Below are 22,387 nucleotides of genomic sequence, written 5' to 3' on the forward strand. Positions count from 1 at the left end.
AGCTTTTACCTTAATCTATGTTTCCGTAGCGTGATGCCTGTTTTTCGTGAAGTTCCTCGTGGTGGTGGCTTGTGGGTTCGTAGTCCTGCCGATGGCGTTGGATCAGTTTCTGCTTATTCAGGTAGCGTACAAAGCTATACACAGCCAGTAGTATCCCGATCGGCATCAGGGTAAGCCCGATCAGCTCCATATACACGTGCTGCGAAAACTTAATAGCGGCAAAACCACCGGCTATGAGCGCAATGGCCGTTCGGAAGTAAGCCATCAGGGTACGCTCGTTGGCGAAGATGGTGCGCTGTATGGCCATCTCGTCCCGTATCTCCGAGTTTTTCTTCTCGAGCTTCTGGATTTTCTTCTTCAGCTTTTTGATCTCGTCTTGTTCCGGCGCCTGCATTTTTTCGCTTTTTGAGAAATATACGAAACTAATGCGAGGGAAGGCATAGCTGTCAGCTTTTGTAAAGTCATCGGTTGAGTCTCGAATAACGGTTTCTATCACGTTGAAGGCTGCTTGCCGTTTTCGCCGGGCTGTAGCAGGTCATCGTGTGCCCGCTCGTGTTCATGACTGGTAGGGCAGTAACCCTGGTGGTGATTCTCAATGATACGCTGCTTGTGTCTATACCTGATAAAGCTGTAAACACCCAGTATAATGCCGATGGGAATCAGGATGACGCCAATAATCTCCAGGTACAGGTCATCGGAAAGCTTGATGGCCACAAAACCACCTACTGATATGGTCATGGCCGTGCGCAGGTAAGCCATCAGGGTACGTTCGTTGGCGAAGATGGTGCGTTCCGCCGCCATGTGGTCACGTATCTCCGCGTTTTTCTGCTCCTGCACTTTCAGCTTCTTCTTGAGCTTTTTGATCAACTCTTTGTCCGCGTCTGACATAGGCTTAGGCTCTCTTGTTATTATGTACGATTCTCTAGGACTTAGGTAATAGCTATCCTGCCAAAGCTTTTAAATTCAAGGACATCCTAAATTTTCAAATTCAATGTTAAAACTATATATTGCTAAGGTGCAAAGTGGTCATATTTTATACCTGCTGCGCACATACGCCAACCGCACCTCCGTTTTATGAAAAGACGCTACCACTATTTTCTGCTCGCAGTACTGATGCTATTGTCAGGCTATACCTGGGCGCAGGACTCCGGGCAGATACGCATCACGGCCAACTATCAGAACCAGCCCCTGAAGGCAGTGCTGCAAGACCTGCAGCAGAAGCACAGACTGCGCGTGTTTTACCAGCACGACTGGGTGGAAGGTATACAGGTGACCCAGACCTTTGAGCAGGAGCCACTCATAAGTGCTTTTCAAAGACTTTTGGAAAAAGCCCAACTGTCGTTTGTGCTGTACGATGACCGCACCGTGGTGCTGGTGCCTCTTTCTGCGGCTTCCATTTTTCGGGCCGATACAGTGACGTCAGGGGCAGCAGCTGCAGGGCAGGCCGCTGAGCGCATTGTGACGCTGAGCGGACAGGTGCGCAGTGCCAAAACAGGCGAGCCTTTTATAGGAGCCACCGTGCTGCTCGTGGAAACTGGAAAAGGCACTGTTGCCGACGAGCAGGGCAGGTATACCTTGTCGGTGCCGGCAGGTAACTATACCTTGCGGGTGCGGGCCATCGGCATGGTGGAGGACCAGCGGCGGGTTGGCCTGCAGCAGAGCCGCACCATGAATGTCGAGCTGTTTGAAGTAAGCAACCAGCTGCGGGAAGTAGAGATATCGGCCAAAGCACCGGACCATAATGTGGAGAGTTTGGAGATGGGTGTGGCACGCCTATCAATACAGGAAGTGCGCAAGATGCCTAACTTCCTGGGAGAGGTGGACGTGTTGCGGAGCGTAATTGCGCTGCCCGGCGTGACCACCGTAGGGGAGGGGGCCAGCGGCTTCAATGTGCGCGGAGGCAGCATCGACCAAAACCTGATCCTGCAGGATCAGGCGCCGCTTTTCAGTGCGTCTCACCTCTTCGGCTTCTTCTCAGTTTTCAACCCGGACATGGTGCAGGATGTCACCTTGTATCGCGGCGGTATACCTGCCAAGTATGGCGGGCGCATCTCGTCGGTGCTGGACGTGGAGCTAAAAGAGGGCAACAAGAAAGCGCCGATCCTGAGCGGAGGCATCGGTTTGTTGGCCAGCCGCCTGATGGTGGAAGGGCCGCTGCTGAAAGACAAAGCGTCATTTGTGCTAGGCGCTCGTGGCGCTTACCCGGGGCTGGCACTGCGCTATGTGCCTGACAAGTCCGTGCGCGACAGCGACGGCTATTTTTATGATTTCAATGCCAAGGTCGACTATACGATCAGTGCCAAAGATCAATTGATGGTGTCAGGCTACCTGAGCCGCGATGGTTTCCGTTTTGGGGCTGATACCACCTATACCTGGGGCACCGCCACCGCGACTGCCCGCTGGAACCATACCTTCAATGACAAACTCCTGTCGAGCGTAACGGGCGTGGTGGGTGACTATGACTATGGCGTGGAGGCCGAAACAGAGCCCTTCAGCTATACCTTGGACTCAGAGATAAAGTACAAACAGATTAAGGCAGACCTGAACTACGAACCTACTGTGCGGCATAAGATGGGCCTGGGCGCCTCGTCCTCCTGGTATGAATTTAGTCCAGGTACCCTGACGCCCGGCTCAGAGCTGTCCAGTCTGCTGCCTGTCAGCATGCCGCGGGAGCGCTCCGTTGAAGCCGCGCTATACCTGGATCACGAATACGCCCTTAGCCCAAGAATCTCGGTTAGCTACGGACTACGCTACTCTTCATACTATAACCTGGGTCCGGGCGATGTGTACGTGTACGATCCGGAGTCGCCACGCCGTGAGTCTACTATTATTGATACACTGAGCTACAGCAATGGCGGCGTTATTCAGCAGTATGGTAACTTTGAGCCACGTGCTTCCCTTAAAATAAGCCTGGGCGAAAATAGCTCAGTGAAGCTGGGCTACAACCGCATGGCGCAATACATTCACCTGATATCTAATACAGCGGCCGCCTCCCCGGTGGATATCTGGAAAACGAGCAACCCGAACCTGCGCCCGCAGATTGGCGATCAGGTGGCGCTTGGCTTCTTCAAAAACCTGCAGGACAATACCATTGAACTCTCGGCGGAAGCCTATTACAAAAAGCTGCACGACCTGGTAGAGTATAAAGACGGTGCCCGGCTCCTGCTCAACAACACACTGGATGCGGACCTGTTGCCAGGCGAGGGCAAAGCTTACGGGCTGGAGCTGATGATGCGCCGCAAGGGTAAAAAGCTGACCGGCTGGGCAAGCTATACCTACTCCAGATCGCTCCGCCGCGTGAACGGCCCTACGTCTGAAGAGCGCATCAACAACGGCAATTTCTTCCCGGCCAACTTCGACAAACCGCATGACCTTACCTTGGTCATGAACCAGCAGTTGACCCGCCTGATCAGTCTGTCAGCCAACTTTACTTACAGCACCGGCAGACCGATTACTTATCCGGAGTCAGTTGGCTACATCGACGGATTGCTGATCGTGAACTATAGCGATCGCAACCAGCACCGCATACCGGACTACCACCGCCTGGACCTGGCTTTTGTGATAGACGGTACCAACAAGCGAAACGCCAACTGGGTGAGCAGCTGGGCCTTCTCGGTATACAACGTGTACGGGCGCAAAAACCCTTATTCGGTCTTCTTCAAACCAGCCTACGGCGGCACTGTTCCACAGGCCTACAGACTATCGGTGATCGGCTCGGCAGTACCAGCCATTACTTACAATTTCAAGATCACACGATGAAGAGGCTAATCAGAAGGAGATATTCAAACAGGGGACAAGCAACTAAACTATACCTGGAAATGCAGATCAATTTTCAAAAATACCGGCTTTGGACCATGCTCCTCATCATGGTTTGTCTACAGGCCTGCGTAGATCCTTTAGAGCTCCAGATCGAAGCCGGGGAGCCGAAGCTTGTCGTGAGCGGCATGGTGACAGACCATAATGATTCAACACTGAATAAAGTTACGCTTTCCTGGACAGCCGATTTCGATAGCGAAAACCAGCAGGTACTCGTGAAGCGGGTCTTAGGGGCCGCTGTAACTTTACACGACAACCAGGGCAACAGCATGCCTCTGCATGAGAGACATAGAGAAGGGGTTTACTACTTGGCCCCAGCCGATTATCAGGTAGAACAGGGTAGGGCTTACGCCTTGCATATCGTGCTGCCTGACGGCAGGGAATATGCGTCGCGGCCTGAACTGATACGCCCAGTGCCGCCTATACAAGGTATAAGTTATGAATTCAAGCAGTTTATTGATGTGGTGCGCAATTCGGCTGGTATGCTGGTAGAGCGGCGTTCAGTGGGCTTCGAGGTAAAGGCACAGGTGCAGGACCCATCTGAGCGAGGCAATTACTACCGTTGGGACACAGAGGGCGTGTTCGAGTTTTATACCAATGTAGGTGATGCACCCATACCTGCGAGATGCTGGTCCAATATGGGTAGTATTAACACCAAAGTAGTGACAAGTGACGACAGGTTGGTGAATGGCCGCTATTTTGAGCAGCCGGTGGTGGTCGTGCCGGCCGACATCCCAACCAAATACCGCATCAAGATCAGGCAGTTTTCGCTCACGGCCGGTGCGCACGAGTTTCTCCGACTTTTTAACCAGCAGCAGACGAGCGTGGGCAGTATTTTTGATCCGCCTCCGGCACGTATCAATGGCAATCTGTACAGCCTTACAAACCCAGAAGAACAGGTGATCGGCTATTTCAGCGCCTCGGCTATGACGGAAGATTTTATCGTGATCCGACGGCAGCTGTATGCGCCCTTTCCGGGTCTCCCTTACGAGCCGCCTGTTGGTGATTGTCGCTATACTTTCCTATATCCGAATGTGACGAATGAACGGCCAATCGGCTTCTAATCCTTTAATTTGATCAGATGCATTTACAGGATAACAGCATGCAAAAACTGATAACAAAGCTATTGCTGGCTGCAGCTCCCATGCTGGCCCTCCCAGCCTTTGCGCAGCAGGAGCAGGTTGCCAAAGTAGCTGCCGCCCAGGTACAGCGCCAGCTCTCAGACGAGCAGGTGCAACTGGTACACAGTCAGCCCTGGTACATGGCAGGCGAGCGCTTCTGGTATAGTGCTGCTGTACGCAAAAACTCCACTGCTCCCGCCAGTCGGGTGCTTTATGTAGAGCTGCTGGATGCAAAAGGCAGCACCCTGATCAACCAGCGACTGGTGCTGGAGGATGGAAAAGCGCAAGGAGACTTCCTGTTGCCTGAAAACATGCCTTCGGGTAGCTATACCTTACGGACTGCCACCAACTGGATGCGAAACTTCAGTACGCAACAGCATTGGCAGGAGCAGCTCACCATTGTCAACCCGAACGAAGTAAAGGCGCTGGAAGGACGTGCGGTAACAGCTAGACCCCTGCAGGTACGATTTTTACCTGAGTCCGGTATCTGGCCGGCGGGAGTGCCTACCAAAATAATAGCGACTGTGACTAATGCCGCAGGTATAGGTATAGCCGCACAAGGGATAGTGGCTGATACCGCCGGACAAACGCTTGCCTCTTTTAAAAGCGACGAGTCAGGTATAGCCGTGTTTAGCCTGACAGCCACTGAGCAGCAGGAACTGGTAGCACAAGTACAGGCATCTGACTACGCACCACAGCAGGTAGCGCTCCCGAAACCAAAGAAACAGAGCGTAGGATTGGCAGTTGGGAAAGTAAGCCCGATAGGTATACAGGTAAATGTGCAGGGGCAGTCAACTGTAAGTCATGTACTGGTGGCCGCATCGGGAGGCAAGGTATACTTTGCACAGCACGTGACGGGAGCAGAGCAGTTCACCGTGCCGTGGGCAGATGCAGCGCAACCACAGTGCAGGTTGCTACTGCTCAACACTGGCGGTTTGGTAGAAGCTGAGCAGCGCATTGCGATGCCGCGCGCCGCAGGTATAGAACTACAGGCCGACCGCCAGCAGTATGGTACCCGCCAGCAGGTAACCGTTACCGTGAAAGGGCTGCCGGCCGGTGCCTGGCTCTCGACCTCCGTCGCCGAGCGACGAGCAGCACTTCAGCAACCTGGTGGCTTTGTTGCTGCAAATGAACTGCGGCTGGAACACGAGACCGACCGGGAACTCTGGGAGGCCATCGCGAAAAATGAAACAGAAGCCCGTTTCGCACGGGAGCCCTTGGTGGAACCCGTACGGCAGGAAGGCGTGAAGGGACCATTTCAGCAGGAGACTTTTGCCAAGCAGCTAGACACAGCTTTTGTGCAGGCTCTGCCCTCACATGTCATAAGCGTTGCGAAGAAATACTATACCCGTACTAATATCCAGGACATCTATGGCCTGACAGAACCTCATGCGGCCTCTCCACTGCCACGTTTGCCTGCCGACAGGGTGTTCAAGCTGGATGACTACGTTGCTTTTCAGGATGTAGAGGAGGCTATCCGGGAAGTGAGCACCAACCTCCGCATGCGCAAGAAAAAGGGTAAGCAAACCGTGCGGCTGCTTTACGTGGCCCCCGGAACCAAGCGCATGATGAAGGACGAACCGCTATACCTGCTGGACGGCGTCATCTTGGAGAATATGGACGAGATCATGGCGCTTGACCTGAACGACATCGCCTCTATCGAGATAGCCTGGTCTGAGGAGAAGCTGTATGCCGGCAACTTGGGACGTCTGGTAGACAATGGCATGTTTGCCATCTACACCAAAAGTGGTGAGGCCCGGGAGCGACTAAAAGCGAAGGGCCTGCCTGTGCTGTATGAACAATACAACTTGCCCCGCAACTTTGTAATGCCGGCCGCTGCCTCTAACGACGCGGCGCAGGCTCAACTGCCAGACTTCCGGCAACAGCTTTATTGGCAGCCATACCTGCAGGTCGGAGCTGACGGAAATGCCACCTTCACGTTTTATACCTCCGACGAGACAGGAGTATTTGAGATACGGGTGCAGGGGCAAACAGCCGAGGGCAAACCTGTAAGCGGAAGCACTTCAATTGAGGTGAAACTGTTAAACTGAAAGCCAAAGAAAGGCTAAACTGAGGTAAGGGTTCTGCTTATGCATATTCTCGTCATAGAGTCACATCGATACCGGTAGTTGACAGACTGACATCTACTAAAAGCAGTATATATCTGCATAAAAAAAGCGCCCTACTGGAGAACAGTGGGGCGCTTTTTTGTGAGTGCTTTTCTCTTAGAAGTTCGGAGACAGCAGGTATTTGCTGTAGAACTCGTCGATCACTTTCACGGCTTCCGTTGGGTCATCCACGATGTGCACCAGGTCCAGGTCCTCGGGGCTGATGTTGCTCTCTACTTTCAGCATTACATCTTCAACCCACTGCATTAGACCGCCCCAGTACTCGCGACCTACCAGTACGATTGGGAATGCGCCGATCTTCTTGGTCTGGATCAGCGTGATGGCCTCAAACAGTTCGTCGAGTGTACCGAAGCCACCCGGCATTACGATAAAGCCCTGCGCATACTTCACGAACATTACTTTGCGCACAAAGAAATAGTCGAAGTTGATGAGCTTATCAGAGTCGATGTAAATGTTGTTGAACTGCTCGAATGGCAGCTGGATGTTCAAACCCACAGACTTACCGCCCTCGGAATGCGCGCCTTTGTTACCTGCTTCCATAATACCCGGGCCACCGCCCGTGATTACGCCATAACCATGGCGCACCAGCTTGGCTGCGATTTCCTCAGCCATGACGTAGTATTTGTGCGTGTTCTTGGTGCGGGCTGATCCGAAAATAGAAACGCAAGGACCGATTTTAGCCAGTTTCTCAAAGCCTTCCACGAATTCCGACATTACCTTGAAGATCTGCCAGGAGTCAGCGATCTTGATCTCGTTCCAGTCCTTATCTACAAAGGCCTGGCGGATCTTTACATCCTCTTCAGATGCCGGGGGAGCTGAAACCTGACCGGCTTCACGCAGGTCAGTAATGGATTTTGCTTTATTTTCGTTTACGTCCGGGTTCAGAATAGTCTGTCCGCTGCCGCTGTTGTGTGACTCGTCGTTGAGTTTCGTTTTGCTTGTCTTTCTAAGCTTTGTCATAATTCTTTCTTCGTCTTCTTCAGGAGGCAGGCCTCCTGCGGCGCACTCACGGTGAGGCGCCTTCTTCTGTTTAATAAATAATTTTAAGGGTGTGTGTCTGCAGCGTGGAGAAGAAAACTATGCAGTCACGGTTGTGTCTTTCTTTATTTGGAGCGAATCGCAATTACCGGATCCAGGTTTGAAGCAAGTACCGCCGGAATGATCCCCGACAGCATACCTATGACCGCCGATACGCCCAGGCCCAGTATAATGTTGCCTGCCGAGAGCGAAATCTTCATCATGTCCTGCGGTATAAGCGTGAGCAGGAACACGAGCAGGATGCCGATGCCACCGCCAATAATGCTCAAAAATACTGACTCAAACAAGAACTGGAATAGAATGAAATAGTTTTTAGCGCCCAGTGATTTTTGTATGCCGATGATGTTGGTTCTTTCCTTTACAGACACGAACATGATGTTGGCGATGCCGAAGCCGCCCACCAGTATGGCAAAACCACCAATCACCCAGCCCGCCAGGCCAACTACCTGGAAGAAACCTGAGATGGCTTGAGTGGCCATTTCGGGTCGGTTAATGGCAAAGTTGTCTTCGTCGCGGGGCTTCAAACCCCGGATGTTGCGCATCATGCCGCGTACTTCGTATTCCAGTTCCTGTAAGCCTATGTCCTCTTCGCGGCCTTTTACAGCAATAGTGGAGCCGATGCCATTAGGTCCGGTCGCGTACATCTTGCTGAAGGTGCCATAAGGTATTATGCCCATCTGATCGAAGTTAGGCATGCCAAACATGCTTTCGCCCTGTTTCTCCATCACCCCGATTACCGTGAACTTATGCCCACTTACGCGGAGTTCCTGCCCAATGGCTGGCTGGCCTGGGTATAGCGTATTGGCTACCTCATCGCCTATGATCATCACATTGCGGGCTGCATCCACCTCCTGCGGTATGAAATAGCGGCCTTCTGCCACCGGAATCTCTGTTACTTTATTGTAGTCGAAGGTGACGCCCATCAGGCCGGCATCTCTGAAATTGTTATTGCGGTGCTTAAACAAGCTGCGTCCTTTGTTGGCAAAAATAGCCACGCCGGCATCGTTGGTTAGGTTGCGGTCCAGTAAGCGGAATTCGTGGGTGTTTGGTTGTGGACGCTTGAAATATTTCCACCAAGGATATTCGCCGCCAAAACTCCAGGGCCACTTCTCTACATACAGTACCTTGTCGCCAATGAAACTCATACTGTCGCGCACGTTGCGTTCAAGCGAGTCCACCAGTGTAAACACCGATATGATAGCGAAAATACCTATTGTTACACCCAACAGGGAGAGGATCGTTCGGAGCAGGTTCGCGCGAAGGGCTTGCCATGCAAATCGGAAACTTTCGGCGATAAGGCGTAGGTAGATCATAGTTTGGCGTACAGCAAAGTAATTTTCTTAAAAGTAAGAATATTTCGGGCAAACTAAGTAAATTTGCGGTTTGATTTTTTAATTGTATCATGGGTATGTCTTCTTGAATTTTAGGGAAGAAGATATAGGATTTGATACAGGCCGTTCTAAGTCAGCACGATTTATACCGTAATATAAAAAGTATGAAGTTATCAGAATTTAAGTTTGAGCTACCTGAAAGCCTGCTAGCCACACATCCATCCGCTAACCGCGACGAATCGCGCATGATGGTGGTACACCGCGACTCGGGCAAAATTGAACACCGCGTGTTCAAGGACATCCTGGAGTATTTCGATGAAGGTGATGTGATGGTAGTGAATGACACCAAGGTATTCCCGGCCCGCCTGTATGGCAACAAAGAGAAAACCGGTGCCAAGATCGAAGTGTTCCTGTTGCGCGAACTCAACAAGGACATTCACCTGTGGGACGTGCTGGTAGACCCGGCCCGTAAGATCCGCGTAGGCAACAAACTGTACTTCGGCGACAGCGACCTGGTTGCCGAGGTAATCGACAACACCACTTCCCGCGGCCGCACGATCAAGTTCTTGTTCGACGGTCCGGACGAAGAGTTCTATAAGACCATCAACGAGCTGGGTGAGACGCCACTTCCAAAATACATCAAGCGTGAAGCTGAGCCGGAAGACAAAGAGCGTTACCAGACAGTGTACGCCAAAAACGTAGGTGCCGTAGCCGCTCCAACAGCTGGCCTGCACTTCACGAAAGAAGTACTGAAGCGCCTTGAGATCAAAGGAGTGGATGTGACGCCGCTTACACTGCACGTTGGCCTGGGTACTTTCCGCCCTGTGGACGTAGAAGACCTGACCAAGCACAAGATGGACTCTGAGAACTTCATGGTGCCAAACGACACGGCAGAACTGGTAAACAAAGCGCTGGACAACAAAAAGCGTGTTGTGGCCATCGGTACAACGACCATGCGTGCGCTGGAGTCGTCAGTTTCGGCCAGCAACCGCCTGAAGCCTAACGAGGGCTGGACAGATCGTTTCATCTTCCCTCCGTATGACTTCAAGATCGCCAATGCACTGGTTACAAACTTCCACATGCCGGAGAGCACGCTGCTGATGATGACAGCTGCCTTTGGTGGATACGAACTAGTGATGAAAGCCTACGAAGAGGCCGTGAAAGAGAAGTACCGCTTCTTCAGCTACGGCGACGTAATGCTGATTCTGTAGTAGCAGGTATAAGATTTAGAAAAGCCCCGACCCTCCAAAGTCGGGGCTTTTTGCTTTATTTGCAGCTTCATTTAGTTCGCAACTAAGCCGAAAAAGTATGTTAGCGCCGGATCCTGATAACACATACCCGCTTCCGCATCACCATAATTTGGTTTTTCTGAAGAACATCATCCAGAATCCGAATATCATAGTCGGAGATTATACCTATTATCATGATCTGGATGATCCGCATAATTTCGAAAGAAACGTACTCTATCATTTCGACTTCATAGGGGATAAGCTTCGGATCGGGAAGTTCTGTGCCATTGCCTCCGGTGTAAAATTTATCATGAATGGTGGCAATCACGAAACCAGGCCAATCTCCACTTTCCCTTTTGCTATCTTCGGGAATGGCTGGGAAACAGCTGATGGCGGAGCAGGCGCCCCGTCGAAATACCCCCACAAAGGAGATACGGTAGTAGGAAACGATGTCTGGATCGGTTATGAAGCTGTGATCATGCCTGGTGTGAAAATCGGGAATGGTGCCATCGTGGCAACTAAGGCCGTTGTGACCAAAGATGTGCCGGACTACGCCATTGTAGCAGGCAACCCAGCGCAGGTTGTTAAAATGCGTTTTACGGAAAGTGAAGTTGCGCAATTGCTCCAAATTGCCTGGTGGGACTGGAGCGTTGAAAAGATTACCCGGAACCTGTCTGTTATAAACGCGGCAGATATCAGGCAACTGGCTCACTGCCAATGATTCAAAACCTCTACTCAATACACAAACCTATCCTATGGAGAAAGCTTTGCAACAATACGCCATTATCGTAGCCGGTGGCACAGGCAGTCGCATGCAGCACAGTCTGCCGAAGCAGTTTATCGAACTTGCCGGCAAGCCGATACTGATGCACACGATTGAGCGGTTCTATACCTACAACGCCGACATACGCATCGTCGTGGTGTTGCCGGAGGACCAGTTGCAGGTATGGCGGAACCTTTGCAAGCAGCATAAGTTTCCTGTTTTCCATATGACAGTGCCGGGGGGCAAGACACGCTTTGGCTCTGTGAAAAATGGCCTGGCGACAGTGCATGGCGAGGCCTTGGTAGCGGTGCATGACGGCGTGCGACCGTTTGTAAGTTCTGCCACAATTAAAGCAGCCTTTGAGAGCGCAGCTGATGCGGGAGCTGCCGTGGTGGCTGTGTCTCCTAAAGACTCTATTCGGGAACTGACCGAGGGCGGGAGCCAGGCTGTGCCACGCACCAGGTATAAACTCGTGCAAACCCCGCAGTGCTTCAAAGCCAGCCTTTTGCGGAAAGCGTACGAACAGCCCGAGCAGGAGTGCTTTACCGACGATGCTTCTGTTGTAGAGCAGCTGGGCGCAGGTATAGCCCTGGTAGAGGGTAGCTATAGCAATATCAAGATCACAACGCCCGAAGACCTGCTGTTGGCTGAAGTGCTCGTGAAGCAGTTCGATCCGGCATCTTAGCGGACAATGCGCTGCGCTTCCAGAAATTCCTGGTTCTGCTGCACTGTTTCAGGTGAAAGCGACTCTAGATTAGGATCTGGCTTGGACAGGTTAAGGAGATAGCCTTGCATGGGCAGCAGGTTGTAGAGGTCATGTGTTATGCAGAACAGCGTTTTGCCTTTTTGCTGTACCCACTGCTGCAAAAGGTGGAATACCTGCTTCTTATAATAAACATCTAGCTGCTGGGTGGGCTCATCGAGCAGCACCACATCTGCGTCCTGTAGCATCAGCTGCGCCAGCCACACCATTTGCTGCTCACCTCCCGAAAGCGTAGTAAAGTCCTGCTCCTGCAGGTGTGTCAGTTCCAGTTGCGCCAGCGTCGCGCGGGCCAAAGCATAATCCTGTGCGGTATAATTCTCAAAAAAGCTCTTTCTCCTGAAAAGGCCCATCACAACCAGGTCAAGCACGCTGATCGAGAAAGAAACGATGTTTTTTTGGGGGAGGTAGGAGAGAAGGCCGGATGCCGCTGCGTCTTTGGAACTTCGTAAGTCATGGCCGTGCAGCAGGAGCTGCCCCTGGTAAGGTATCTTTTGCTGAAAGGCCCGGAAGAGGGTTGTCTTGCCGGCTCCGTTGTGACCAACAATAGCTACAAATGCCTGTGAAGGCACAGAAAAAGAAAGGTTGCGGATCAGAGTACGATGCTCATAACCCGCAACCAGATTTTTTACTTCAACGATGTTTTTCAATGAGTAATGAATAGTGAAGAATGAATAATATAAAGTCAATTACTCATTATCCATTATCTAATTAGTCATGAATTAGTACTCGTCTTCGTTGAACATGAAGTCTTCCTTGGTAGGATAGTCAGGCCAGATCTCCTCGATGTTCTCGTAAGGCTGCCCGTCATCTTCAAGTGCCTGCAGGTTTTCTACCACTTCCATAGGCGCGCCTGAGCGAATAGAGTAATCGATCAGCTCGTCCTTAGTGGCTGGCCAAGGTGCGTCCTCCAGGTATGATGCTAATTCCAGTGTCCAATACATAGTATGTGTCTCCTTAATCTAAATGGCGTTGAAAAAAATAGTTCGCAAAAGTATGAATTAATTCACAAACTAAAATTTTTTTGAAATATTTATTGCTTTTTGTGATTGTTTTTACCAAAACAACGCAAATACACCGTAAATGTTCATTTTGAGTCAAATTTTTTTGACCCTACTTTTTCGCTGCAATTTGCCCTGATTGGGCTGTATGTAAATATAAAAAGCGCCTGCCGCATTCGCAACAGGCGCTTCCTCAAAAAATATAGGTAAATCTGAATTTTTCTATTTATTAATCGTGCTGAGCTGCTCTTGGAACATCTCGATCAGGGCCTGCTTAGTCTTGATCTTACGGTTGAAGTTGCGGATCTTGCCCAGAAGCATGTTGCGGAACGAGTCATTGCTTGGCGCTTCGCTCAGTTTGCCGAGGTTCGTTTCAAGCACTTCCAACTCCTGACGGTCCGACTTGATGAAGTCGCGCAGCGCGTTGATACGGGCATGCAAGCCCTCTTCGTGGCTATAGGTTTCGTTGGCGTTCTGCTGGCGCTTGCGGATATAGTGCTCCAGGCTGCTCATTTCAAATACGCGGTCGCAGGCTTTGATGAAACGCTCCCAGATGGCATCTGAAACATCAGGGCGAACAGGTCCTACTTTTTTCCACTCTGCCTGCAGTTCTTTGGCGCGCCTCACGGCATCGTTGAGGCTGTTGTGCTGCAGCAACTGCTCGGCCTGGCTTACCAGTTCCTGCTTGCGCTCCAGGTTCGTGTCGTAATACTTCTCTTTTGAGTCGGCCTTTTCGTTCGTGATCTTTACTTTGAGTCGCTCAAAAAAGTGGTTGTGCGCTTTTCTGAACTCAGTCCACAGCTTGTTGGTGGTGGCACGCGGCAGCGATCCTCCAATCTGTTTCCATTGCGTCTGCAGGTCTTTCAGCTTGGCTGTGGTTGCTTCCCATTCTTCAGAGTTTTGCAGTGCTACCGACTTGGCGATCAGGTCTCTATACCTATCGTAAGTGCGGTTCTGCATTTGTTTCTTATCATTGAAGAAAGACTTCTTGCGCTCAAAGAAAGCCTCCAAAGCAGTTTTAAAGCGTTCTTCGATCTCGTCGGTGAGTTCTTTCTCCACAGGGCCCGTCTTGATCCAGGTGGCACGGAGGTCCTTCATTTTATCAGAAGTCTCTTTCCACTCTACGCTATCCTGCAACGCCTCAGCTTCCTGTATAAGTCCGATCTTGATGCTTAGGTTCTTCTCGCGGTTCTGCTTGATGGTTTCATTTATCTCCTCCTCGGCTTTGCTCAGGGTATGATAAATAGCCTCAAAGTTTCCTAAAGCGTCATAATTGCCTACCTGATCTTTCATGTGCAGCACTTTCATCAGGAAAGAGCCTTTGTTTTCGGAAGTTGCAATGCGCTCAAGCAGGGCGTTTACTTTATCGCTAAACATGTGAAAGCGCTTGGCAAAATAAACCAGCGAGTCTTCTTCTGATTCTTTCACTTCGCCTACTTTTCTGTCGGGGTAGGTCATAAAAGCTTTCAGCCATACTTGCTGGTCCTGAATAAAGCCGTATTTTTTGGCTTCTTCCAATAGGTCGTTGTTTTCCATTTAAGGATCGGGTTAGAATCGGAACATAAAAGGGCAAAGGGTCCAAAATTTAGACTAACCTTAGCATACGCATGTCAGGTTGAAGCGTTGACAGTCTGCTGTTTAGCAGCATAAGTCTTTTGGCAATGACCTGATTAGGTGCTACGATAAGTCTGCGCGGACTTCTCCCATACAGTTTTTCTACAAGTTTAGTGATTTCAAAGCACTTTTGTGAACCATAAACACATGAATTTTTACGATATTTGTGTTTGTCGGCATAAATAATGGCTTATCCGTACACTTTTGCCGGACGAGGCGCTGTAAATGCCGCTTTTCTTCTAAACTAATTTACTGTCTGCGGGCAGTACTAAACTGATATACAGTAAAATGAGCAACGAAACCATTATCTTCTCCATGGCTGGGGTCAGCAAGATCTACCCGCCACAGAAACAAGTACTCAAAAATATTTACCTCTCCTTTTTTTACGGTGCCAAGATTGGCGTACTGGGTCTGAACGGCTCCGGTAAGTCAAGCCTGCTCAAGGTGATTGCCGGCGTGGACAAGGAGATACGCGGTGAAGTAGTGTGGTCGCCGGGCTATACAGTGGGCTACCTGGAGCAGGAGCCACAGCTAGACCCAACCAAAACCGTGCGCCAAGTTGTAGAAGAAGGTGTAAGCGAAGTGGTTGGCCTGTTGAAGGAATTCGACGAGATCAACATGAAGTTTGCCGAGGAGATGACCGATGATGAGATGAACAAGCTCATCGAGCGACAGGGTGAGGTACAAGAGCGCCTGGACCAACTCAATGCCTGGGAACTGGACAACCGCCTGGAGCGCGCCATGGATGCCCTGCGCACGCCGCCAGAAGATGCCGTGATCGGCAACCTGTCGGGTGGTGAGAAGCGCCGTGTGGCCCTTTGCCGCCTGCTGCTGCAGGAGCCGGACGTATTGTTGCTCGACGAGCCTACCAACCACTTGGACGCCGAGTCGGTGGACTGGCTGGAGCAGCACTTGCAGCACTATAAAGGCACTGTAATCGCCGTAACCCACGACCGCTACTTCCTTGACAACGTAGCTGGCTGGATACTGGAGCTGGACCGTGGCGAAGGCATTCCGTGGAAAGGCAACTACAGCAGCTGGCTGGAGCAGAAAGCCGCTCGTCTGGCGAAAGAAGAGAAGTCGGAGAGCAAGCGTCAGAAAACCCTGCAGCGTGAGTTGGAGTGGGTACGCATGGCTCCGAAAGCCCGTCATGCCAAATCTAAGGCACGTATCAGCCAGTATGATAAGCTTGCCAGCGAAGAAGCTTCTAAGAAAGAAGAAAAACTGGAGCTCTTCATACCGGACGGCCCGCGTCTAGGTGCGCAGGTTATTGAGGCCCACAACATCAGCAAGGCCTACGGCGACAAACTGTTGTTCGAGAACCTGAACTTCTCGCTGCCGCAGGGTGGCATTGTGGGTATCATTGGTCCGAACGGTGCAGGTAAGACTACCTTGTTCAAGTTGATTACTGGTCAGGAGAAACCAGATGCAGGTGATTTTACTGTTGGTTCTACAGTACAGATCTCTTATGTAGACCAGGAGCACGCGAACCTCGATCCGAGTAAGTCGGTGTTTGAGGTGATCTCAGGTGGAACGGAGCACATGATGATGGCGGGCCGTCAGGTAAACTCCCGTGCTTATGTGAGCAAGTTCAACTTCTCTGGTGGTGACCAGGAAAAGAAAGTGGAGAAGTTGTCGGGTGGTGAGCGTAACCGCGTGCACCTGGCCATGACCCTGAAAGAAGGCGGAAACCTGTTGCTGCTTGACGAACCAACCAACGATTTGGACGTGAATGCCATTCGTGCTCTGGAAGATGCGCTGGAAAACTTTGCAGGCTGTGCCGTGATCATTTCGCACGACCGCTGGTTCCTGGACCGTATCTGTACCCACATTCTGGCTTTCGAAGGTGATTCGCAAGTATACTGGTTTGAAGGTAACTATACGGACTATGAGGATAACAAGAAGAAGCGCCTGGGTGATACCGAGCCAAAGCGTATACGCTACAAAAAGCTGGTATAATTTGCACCATCGTGTGCTGAAAGTCAAGTTTTCTGTATGAATGAAATCCCTTGGCAACCGTTTGGTTACCAAGGGATTTTCTTTTTATGATGCTGTCAGTGTTGGGAATTGTCTGATTTAAGATTTTTCTCACAAAAATTTTAACAAAATTAAAATTTAATAATTTTAATAGTCTGTTGCTTTCATTTATTTGATTGGCTATTAGTGAGCTGTAATATAGGAGGAAGGTTGGGAGATGATCGATTGTATATATTGTTCTATTAAATAGATTTTATATACAATTGTTTGCATATAATAATTATTTAATATTTATTTGCAATGTCTTCTGGAAAAAATATGATGATATTTAACTAGAAGTGAATTTTTTTATGCTTGCAATAATAAAGTCTAACTGAAACCCTAAAACATTCTATTGTCATGAAAAAATTTACCCTTAACGAATCAAAAGCTAATCTGATTGTTGCTGCGTACTTTGTGCTCGGTGGTGCAATTAGTAGTTTATTAGTAACAATAGCTTAATTTTACCAATTTTAATAGTAATGATAAGGGCGATGCTTTTAAGCATCGCCCTTATCATTAGCTCTCATTCTAATATGTGTTGGAATGGATGTTTGCTTGACTTATTCACTATTGTAAAATGCTTTACATAAGTATTGACAACCGACAATAGTTTTAATATTCAAATATATATATATCAATATCATAAATAATTATAAAATATTTATAAATAATACAACGATAGAGTTAGGATATACGTAATGTATTATTAGTAAGACAGCCAAAGGTATTTTAAAGCATTTCTAACGTTTAAAAGGTTGTCACTCATGAAAAAACTTTACTTTGATGAAGATGCGCTCGCATACATTGTCATAGCAGGCTATTTTGCGGTTGCGAGCATTGTTTCTGTTATTGTAGCTTACTAAGAGCAGTATCTTAAAAATAGCGGGGCCATACCTGATTTCAGGTATGGCCCCGCTATTTTTAAAGAGTTTGTGGATTACTTAACTTTCCTGAACTCAAGTTCACTAAAGTGGAAATCCGGGTTGTTTGCATCGAGTCGCATTTCAGCAATTTTACCGTCCGGACCTACAATGAAACGTACTTTCGTTGGTGTGAGCAACGCGAAGTTGTTCTTCCACTCCAAGTCAAAGATGTCATGCTGCCAGTGTGTGAGCTTACCTCCTAAGGCAGGAGCAGGGGCCAGGTCCAATACTAACTGCTTGTTCTGTACCTTAATAGTAGCATCACCATACAACGGACTGTTGTACGTGCCCGCGTAGGCTTCCAGATCCATGGTTGGTTTGCTCTTGCGTGGTTTTTCTTTTGGGGCTTTGGCAGCGGCTTCGTCTTGTGCTCTACGTGCCTTGGCTATGTTGTCGAGTGAGAACTGGCTCCAGTCGCGGCCGTTCTGCACTCCCAGGAACTGATCGAGGGTATAATTGGCCAGTGGCGACATGATGCTGCTCATACTGTTTGTCAGGATGATGATGCCCAGGTTCTCTTCAGGTACCAGTACCGTGCGGCTGTTCATGCCTTCATGCCCTCCACCATGGGCCAGTACTTTGCGCCCTTCGTAATCGTTCATCATCCAGCCCAGGCCAGCGGCCGAAAAGTGGGTGGAAGGTACATTGGCTTCGGCTTGTTTGGATATTGGCATGGCATTGTGTGCAGTCCACATTATGCGGCTGGCATCTTCGTTGAAGATCTTTTGGCCTTTGTAAGTGCCGCGGTTGAGCTGCAAACGCATCCACTGGGCCTGCTGGTTTACGCTCGTAAAAATTCCTGCCGCCGGGTTCCAGTTGTCCCATGCTGTGAAGGTAGTAGGGTAGGGCTTGCGCTTTTCATCGAAGCCGTGCGGAGAGGCAATGTTGTCTTTGCCGGCCAGCTCGTTTACGGAGGTATAAGAGCGGTTCATACCCAAGGGAGTGAAGAAGCGCTGCTTGATGAAGTCTTCCCACGTTTGTCCCGACACGGCCTCAATAACTTCGCCGGCGGCGATGAACATGAGGTTGGAGTAGCCATAACCGTCGCGGAAGCTGTAGGCGGGCTTGAGATGACGGGCACGCTCCAGAATTTCACGGCGGCTGTAGGTGGTGTTGTACCAGAGCAAATCCCCGCTGAAGGTGCGGAAGCCAGCGCGGTGGCTCAACAGGTCCTTGATGTTGAGCTCCTGGGTTACATAAGGGTCATAGAGCTGCAGCCACGGCAAGTGCTCTGTTACTTTGTCGTCCCAGTTGAGTTTGCCTTCATCCACCAATATGCCGAGGGCGGCGGCGGTATAAGCTTTGGAATTGGAGGCGATGCCGAACACCGTGTTGGCATCCACTTGTCCGCCTGCTTTGAGGTCGCGCACGCCGTAGCCCTTGGCAAAAATCACAGAGTCGTTTTTCACGATGGCAATGGCCATGCCCGGGACATCCCAATCCTGCAGCGCCTTCTGGTAATAGGCATCCAGCTTCTGGAGGGTAGCGGCTGTGTTTTGCTGCGCTAAAGCCTGCAGGCTACACACTGTTGCCAGTGTAAGGAGCAGCACAAGGCGCTTAAAGAAAGTATCAATAGAGTTCATAGGTGAGTAAGTGGGTTGTAGAGGCAAGATAGGCAATTTTACATCCTTTTGCATAACATGGCCTGTCCGTTGTTGTATAGACGACAATAAAGAACACGGGCAGTAGATAGGAAGCTTTCTAACTACTCTCTGCGTCCCGAAATCCATGTGCTGCGGTGAAGCCGGGTCTCGCCTTCTTCACGGGGCAGGTGAGGACCTTGTTCGTACTCCTTCAGCTCCATGCGCAGGCGCTCCTGTTCTTCTGCCGATACGGTGGGAGCTAGTTGACGGAGGTTGGGCTGACCCGCGTCTACCCAGGCTGTAAACCAATAGCTGGCCACAGTATGGATGGCAAGACGCATCTGCCGCTCCACCTGCCCGTTCAGTCGTCGGTGATAGGCCTCTGAAAACTCTCTGGAATACACCCGTGTGGTGAGGTTGCCACGCACTTCGTAGCTGTACTTCTTCTCTTCCTCAAAAGCCATGGTGAGTTCACGCTCAAAACCGAGTACGGAGTCGAGGGCCAAATGGGCGCTGGCGACAATCTCCCAGGCCTTAAGCTGTGGTTGCTCAATATACCTGGCCTGCCCCACAAAGAAGTCGTAGTTGTCAGAGAGCAGCTCGGGGAGCCGGCTCTCCCAAAAGCCATGTATACCGCGCTGCCCTGTGAACTGCCCGTTGTAGTTGCGGGTGGTGTGCAGGGGCACGCAGGCGTCGGCTATGTAATGACCCATGTCGGCCGAGAGGCGCAGGATGCGATCCAGGTCGCGGTCTTTGAAAGCCTGCGTGAGTTGAAACTTCATGCGGTTAATGTGCCAGGGCACAATACCGTGCGCCATGAGTGTGTCTTCGCCATAGCGCTCTACAGCCTGTTGCCAGTAGCGGGGCATTTTATAAAGGGCGCTGTCGCCGTATACGTCCAGGTCGATGTAGTGGCGGGGCGCCTCACCAGCCACTGCATAGCGGCGGCGGTCTGGGTTCACAGCGTTTTCTGTGATGTAGCGGATGTGCTTTTTGTAGAAGCCCACCATCTCGGGCGGCAGCGTATACACAGCTAACCGGTTGATGCGCTGGTGCGCGAAAAAGCCCCAGCTATACCCGGTGAGAGGCAGCAGGAAGGCAAGCAGGAGCAGTACAGCGATTTGTCGGAAAGCCATACCTGCGGTGTACGGAGAATAGCGGAATTTGTATGTTACAAGCCTCCCATGCTTTCTCGGAAGTGTGGAATACAAACAGGTATAGGATGACAGTAAGTCTATTCGGCAGATCCGTAAATTAGGAATGTTGATTATGTAAGGTTTACATGCAGAAGTCTGCAGTTTTTCGTTTAAACTCTTTTGTTCCGACTTACACTTAAAACACATGAGCACTGAGAATATACCAAGTCTTGCCCGCTTCCTGGATGCACAGGCCAGCAGTTACGAGCAGGCTCTGACTGAAATAAAAAATGGTCGCAAGCGGAGCCACTGGATGTGGTTTATTTTCCCGCAATTGCAGGGGTTAGGGTATAGCGAGACTGCCCGATACTATGCCATTAAAGACCAGGAAGAGGCCCAGCTATACCTGCAGCATCCTGTCCTGGGGCAAAGATTAGTGGAGATTTCCAAAGCCATGTTTGCGCTGGAAGGAAAAACAGCCAACCAAGTTCTGGGGAGCCCCGATGACCTGAAGCTGCGCTCCAGTATGACCCTGTTTGCTGCGGTACCCGGTGCTGATCCTGTTTTCAAAGCTGTGCTCGACAAGTATTACAGTGGCAAAGAGGATGAAAAGACACTGCAGCTTTTAAAGTAACGCAGGCGATTTTTCCAGCTTAAGTGAAAGCCCGTGCAAGCAGTTGCCAGCAAAGCCTATACCTTGCCAAGGTATGAACACGGGATTTTTTCAGCAAGGATTATAATTTACTGAACCTTACTGCAGTTAAAGTATAGTAAACCTACTATGCTCTGATGATGCAGCTAAAACTCTGGAAGATAAAACCGGCTGAGAAGCTAGCCAAGAAAAGTGCTCTGCGCGAATGGGGAAATGCCCTGATGTTTGCGGTAATCGTATCCTCGTTTTTCCGCTGGGCCACATTTGAGGCTTATGCTATCCCTACGCCTTCCATGGAAAAGTCGATGCTTGTAGGCGATCGCTTGTTTGTGAGCAAACTGCACTATGGCCCCCGCACCCCCATGACGCCACTGCAGGTGCCACTGACCCACCAGACTATTTGGGGTACGGATCTACCTGCTTATTCTGATGCGCTGCAGTTAGAGTCCTTTCGATTGCCTGGTTTCTCAGAATTGAAGCACAATGACCCGGTCGTATTCAATTTTCCAGATGAAAGAGAGCACCCCATGGACCAGCGCACGCACTACGTGAAGCGCTGTGTAGGTATAGCTGGCGACAAGCTGGAAATCCGTGACCGGCAGGTATACGTCAACGGTAAGCCACTCGACAACTCGGAGCAGATGCAGTACGGCTACTTTGTGGCCACTGACAAGGTGCTGCAGCCAAAGTTCTTCAGAGAGCGAAATCTCACAGACGTATACCCGGTGCAGGGAGGTTATCTGCTGCACACTACACCTGCCAGGGCGCGGGAACTGGCTTCGATCCACTTTATACAGGGCATCAAGCTGCAGCAAATGGCGGCGGGCGAATCAGAGGCTGGTATCTTTCCACAGGCGCCGGGCCTCAACTGGAACCGCGACAACTACGGTCCGCTCTACATCCCAAAGCAAGGCGTTTCAGTAGCGATCACACCCGAAACGCTACCCATCTACCAAAAGACCATCCTGGAACACGAGCAGAACAAAAACGCCGAGGTGCGGGAGGGCAAGCTATACCTAGACGGTAAGGAAGCCAAGAGCTATACCTTCCGGCAGAACTATTACTTTATGATGGGAGACAACCGTCACAACTCTCTTGATTCCCGCTACTGGGGCTTTGTGCCGGAAGACCACGTTGTCGGGAAACCGTTGTTTACCTTTTTTTCGGTGGATGAAGAAGCGGGTGGGTTAGATAAAATTCGCTGGAGTCGGTTATTTAGCTGGGTGGAATAATAGCCTCAGCTATGGCTAACAGCGGCTGGACAATTTGCTG

Annotated in this window: 18 protein-coding genes; 9 read left to right on the forward strand and 9 right to left on the reverse strand. The window is 50.5% G+C overall.

Annotated features, from left to right (window positions below; translation table 11 throughout):
• Window positions 1-10 precede the first annotated feature (10 nt).
• Window positions 11-496 carry a DUF202 domain-containing protein gene (locus tag Q1A54_RS00600; protein WP_299984246.1) on the reverse strand — a complete coding sequence of 162 codons (486 nt, stop codon included), beginning with the start codon at window positions 494-496 and terminating at the stop codon, window positions 11-13.
• A complete protein-coding gene (locus Q1A54_RS00605; protein WP_196119178.1) occupies window positions 493-888 on the reverse strand; it encodes a DUF202 domain-containing protein in 396 nt (131 codons plus the stop codon). The genes Q1A54_RS00600 and Q1A54_RS00605 overlap by 4 nt, the downstream gene beginning before the upstream one ends.
• Window positions 889-1,074: 186 nt before the next feature.
• Here Q1A54_RS00605 and Q1A54_RS00610 point away from each other — a divergent pair, with 186 nt between their 5' ends.
• From Q1A54_RS00610 to Q1A54_RS00620, 3 genes are read left to right on the forward strand one after another with little or no spacing between them, the layout of a single operon-like run.
• The gene (locus Q1A54_RS00610; protein WP_299984249.1) at window positions 1,075-3,759 is read left to right on the forward strand and encodes a TonB-dependent receptor; all 2,685 of its coding nucleotides are present in this window, start codon (window positions 1,075-1,077) and stop codon (window positions 3,757-3,759) included.
• Between the two features lie 59 nt (window positions 3,760-3,818).
• Entirely contained in the window at window positions 3,819-4,880 is a 1,062-nt protein-coding gene (locus Q1A54_RS00615; protein WP_299984251.1) for a DUF4249 domain-containing protein, read from the forward strand.
• Between the two features lie 38 nt (window positions 4,881-4,918).
• Window positions 4,919-6,988, forward strand: coding sequence for a hypothetical protein (locus Q1A54_RS00620; protein ID WP_299984253.1), 2,070 nt, complete (start codon window positions 4,919-4,921; stop codon window positions 6,986-6,988).
• A gap of 174 nt (window positions 6,989-7,162) precedes the next feature.
• Here the strand turns inward: Q1A54_RS00620 and Q1A54_RS00625 are convergent, their stop codons facing one another.
• Window positions 7,163-8,026 carry a TIGR00730 family Rossman fold protein gene (locus Q1A54_RS00625; protein WP_230392215.1) on the reverse strand — a complete coding sequence of 288 codons (864 nt, stop codon included), beginning with the start codon at window positions 8,024-8,026 and terminating at the stop codon, window positions 7,163-7,165.
• A gap of 143 nt (window positions 8,027-8,169) precedes the next feature.
• Window positions 8,170-9,417 carry an ABC transporter permease gene (locus Q1A54_RS00630; RefSeq protein WP_196119168.1) on the reverse strand — a complete coding sequence of 416 codons (1,248 nt, stop codon included), beginning with the start codon at window positions 9,415-9,417 and terminating at the stop codon, window positions 8,170-8,172.
• Between the two features lie 182 nt (window positions 9,418-9,599).
• Between Q1A54_RS00630 and queA the strand changes: the two genes are divergently transcribed.
• The 3 genes from queA (at window position 9,600) to Q1A54_RS00645 (ending at window position 12,112) form a co-directional block, all read left to right on the forward strand.
• Window positions 9,600-10,646, forward strand: coding sequence for a tRNA preQ1(34) S-adenosylmethionine ribosyltransferase-isomerase QueA (gene queA, locus Q1A54_RS00635; protein ID WP_196119166.1), 1,047 nt, complete (start codon window positions 9,600-9,602; stop codon window positions 10,644-10,646).
• 97 nt (window positions 10,647-10,743) lie between these two features.
• Window positions 10,744-11,385, forward strand: coding sequence for a CatB-related O-acetyltransferase (locus tag Q1A54_RS00640; protein WP_299984259.1), 642 nt, complete (start codon window positions 10,744-10,746; stop codon window positions 11,383-11,385).
• 34 nt (window positions 11,386-11,419) lie between these two features.
• Window positions 11,420-12,112: a 2-C-methyl-D-erythritol 4-phosphate cytidylyltransferase gene (locus tag Q1A54_RS00645; protein ID WP_299984261.1), complete on the forward strand. Its 693-nt coding sequence runs from the start codon at window positions 11,420-11,422 to the stop codon at window positions 12,110-12,112.
• On the opposite strand, the gene Q1A54_RS00650 is transcribed toward Q1A54_RS00645, so the two are convergent.
• The 3 genes from Q1A54_RS00650 to Q1A54_RS00660 form a co-directional block, all read right to left on the reverse strand.
• Complete coding sequence (locus tag Q1A54_RS00650; RefSeq protein WP_299984263.1) at window positions 12,109-12,837, reverse strand: ABC transporter ATP-binding protein; 729 nt, start codon at window positions 12,835-12,837, stop codon at window positions 12,109-12,111. The two genes, Q1A54_RS00645 and Q1A54_RS00650, sit on opposite strands and share 4 nt — an antisense overlap.
• A 72-nt stretch (window positions 12,838-12,909) precedes the next feature.
• A complete protein-coding gene (locus tag Q1A54_RS00655; protein ID WP_007652164.1) occupies window positions 12,910-13,131 on the reverse strand; it encodes a DUF2795 domain-containing protein in 222 nt (73 codons plus the stop codon).
• 279 nt (window positions 13,132-13,410) lie between these two features.
• A complete protein-coding gene (locus Q1A54_RS00660) occupies window positions 13,411-14,724 on the reverse strand; it encodes a DUF349 domain-containing protein (RefSeq protein ID WP_299984264.1) in 1,314 nt (437 codons plus the stop codon).
• Window positions 14,725-15,090: 366 nt separating this feature from the next.
• Here Q1A54_RS00660 and ettA point away from each other — a divergent pair, with 366 nt between their 5' ends.
• Window positions 15,091-16,761 (forward strand): energy-dependent translational throttle protein EttA, encoded by a 1,671-nt coding sequence (ettA, locus tag Q1A54_RS00665; RefSeq protein ID WP_299984266.1) that lies wholly within the window; start codon window positions 15,091-15,093, stop codon window positions 16,759-16,761.
• 997 nt (window positions 16,762-17,758) lie between these two features.
• On the opposite strand, the gene Q1A54_RS00670 is transcribed toward ettA, so the two are convergent.
• Window positions 17,759-19,327 carry a serine hydrolase gene (locus Q1A54_RS00670; protein WP_299984268.1) on the reverse strand — a complete coding sequence of 523 codons (1,569 nt, stop codon included), beginning with the start codon at window positions 19,325-19,327 and terminating at the stop codon, window positions 17,759-17,761.
• 122 nt (window positions 19,328-19,449) lie between these two features.
• Window positions 19,450-20,463: a zinc dependent phospholipase C family protein gene (locus tag Q1A54_RS00675; protein ID WP_299984270.1), complete on the reverse strand. Its 1,014-nt coding sequence runs from the start codon at window positions 20,461-20,463 to the stop codon at window positions 19,450-19,452.
• Window positions 20,464-20,668: 205 nt separating this feature from the next.
• Here Q1A54_RS00675 and Q1A54_RS00680 point away from each other — a divergent pair, with 205 nt between their 5' ends.
• Window positions 20,669-21,097, forward strand: coding sequence for a DUF1810 domain-containing protein (locus Q1A54_RS00680; protein ID WP_299984272.1), 429 nt, complete (start codon window positions 20,669-20,671; stop codon window positions 21,095-21,097).
• A 155-nt stretch (window positions 21,098-21,252) separates the two neighbouring features.
• On the forward strand, window positions 21,253-22,347 hold the full coding sequence (gene lepB / locus Q1A54_RS00685; RefSeq protein ID WP_299984274.1) for a signal peptidase I: 1,095 nt from the start codon (window positions 21,253-21,255) through the stop codon (window positions 22,345-22,347).
• The last annotated feature ends 40 nt before the right edge of the window (window positions 22,348-22,387 follow it).

This window comes from uncultured Pontibacter sp., from assembly GCF_947502515.1.
GTDB lineage: Bacteria > Bacteroidota > Bacteroidia > Cytophagales > Hymenobacteraceae > Pontibacter.

Excerpts from the sequence above, each read along its gene's own strand:
- Q1A54_RS00655 (WP_007652164.1), bottom strand. The coding sequence starts at position 13,131 with ATGTATTGGACACTGGAATTAGCATCATACCTGGAGGACGCACCTTGG.
- queA (WP_196119166.1), top strand. The coding sequence starts at position 9,600 with ATGAAGTTATCAGAATTTAAGTTTGAGCTACCTGAAAGCCTGCTAGCC.
- Q1A54_RS00670 (WP_299984268.1), bottom strand. The coding sequence starts at position 19,327 with ATGAACTCTATTGATACTTTCTTTAAGCGCCTTGTGCTGCTCCTTACA.
- Q1A54_RS00645 (WP_299984261.1), top strand. The coding sequence starts at position 11,420 with ATGGAGAAAGCTTTGCAACAATACGCCATTATCGTAGCCGGTGGCACA.
- ettA (WP_299984266.1), top strand. The coding sequence starts at position 15,091 with ATGAGCAACGAAACCATTATCTTCTCCATGGCTGGGGTCAGCAAGATC.
- Q1A54_RS00640 (WP_299984259.1), top strand. The coding sequence starts at position 10,744 with ATGTTAGCGCCGGATCCTGATAACACATACCCGCTTCCGCATCACCAT.
- Q1A54_RS00615 (WP_299984251.1), top strand. The coding sequence starts at position 3,819 with ATGCAGATCAATTTTCAAAAATACCGGCTTTGGACCATGCTCCTCATC.
- Q1A54_RS00660 (WP_299984264.1), bottom strand. The coding sequence starts at position 14,724 with ATGGAAAACAACGACCTATTGGAAGAAGCCAAAAAATACGGCTTTATT.
- Q1A54_RS00680 (WP_299984272.1), top strand. The coding sequence starts at position 20,669 with ATGAGCACTGAGAATATACCAAGTCTTGCCCGCTTCCTGGATGCACAG.
- Q1A54_RS00630 (WP_196119168.1), bottom strand. The coding sequence starts at position 9,417 with ATGATCTACCTACGCCTTATCGCCGAAAGTTTCCGATTTGCATGGCAA.
- Q1A54_RS00675 (WP_299984270.1), bottom strand. The coding sequence starts at position 20,463 with ATGGCTTTCCGACAAATCGCTGTACTGCTCCTGCTTGCCTTCCTGCTG.
- Q1A54_RS00605 (WP_196119178.1), bottom strand. The coding sequence starts at position 888 with ATGTCAGACGCGGACAAAGAGTTGATCAAAAAGCTCAAGAAGAAGCTG.
- lepB (WP_299984274.1), top strand. The coding sequence starts at position 21,253 with ATGATGCAGCTAAAACTCTGGAAGATAAAACCGGCTGAGAAGCTAGCC.
- Q1A54_RS00625 (WP_230392215.1), bottom strand. The coding sequence starts at position 8,026 with ATGACAAAGCTTAGAAAGACAAGCAAAACGAAACTCAACGACGAGTCA.
- Q1A54_RS00610 (WP_299984249.1), top strand. The coding sequence starts at position 1,075 with ATGAAAAGACGCTACCACTATTTTCTGCTCGCAGTACTGATGCTATTG.
- Q1A54_RS00620 (WP_299984253.1), top strand. The coding sequence starts at position 4,919 with ATGCAAAAACTGATAACAAAGCTATTGCTGGCTGCAGCTCCCATGCTG.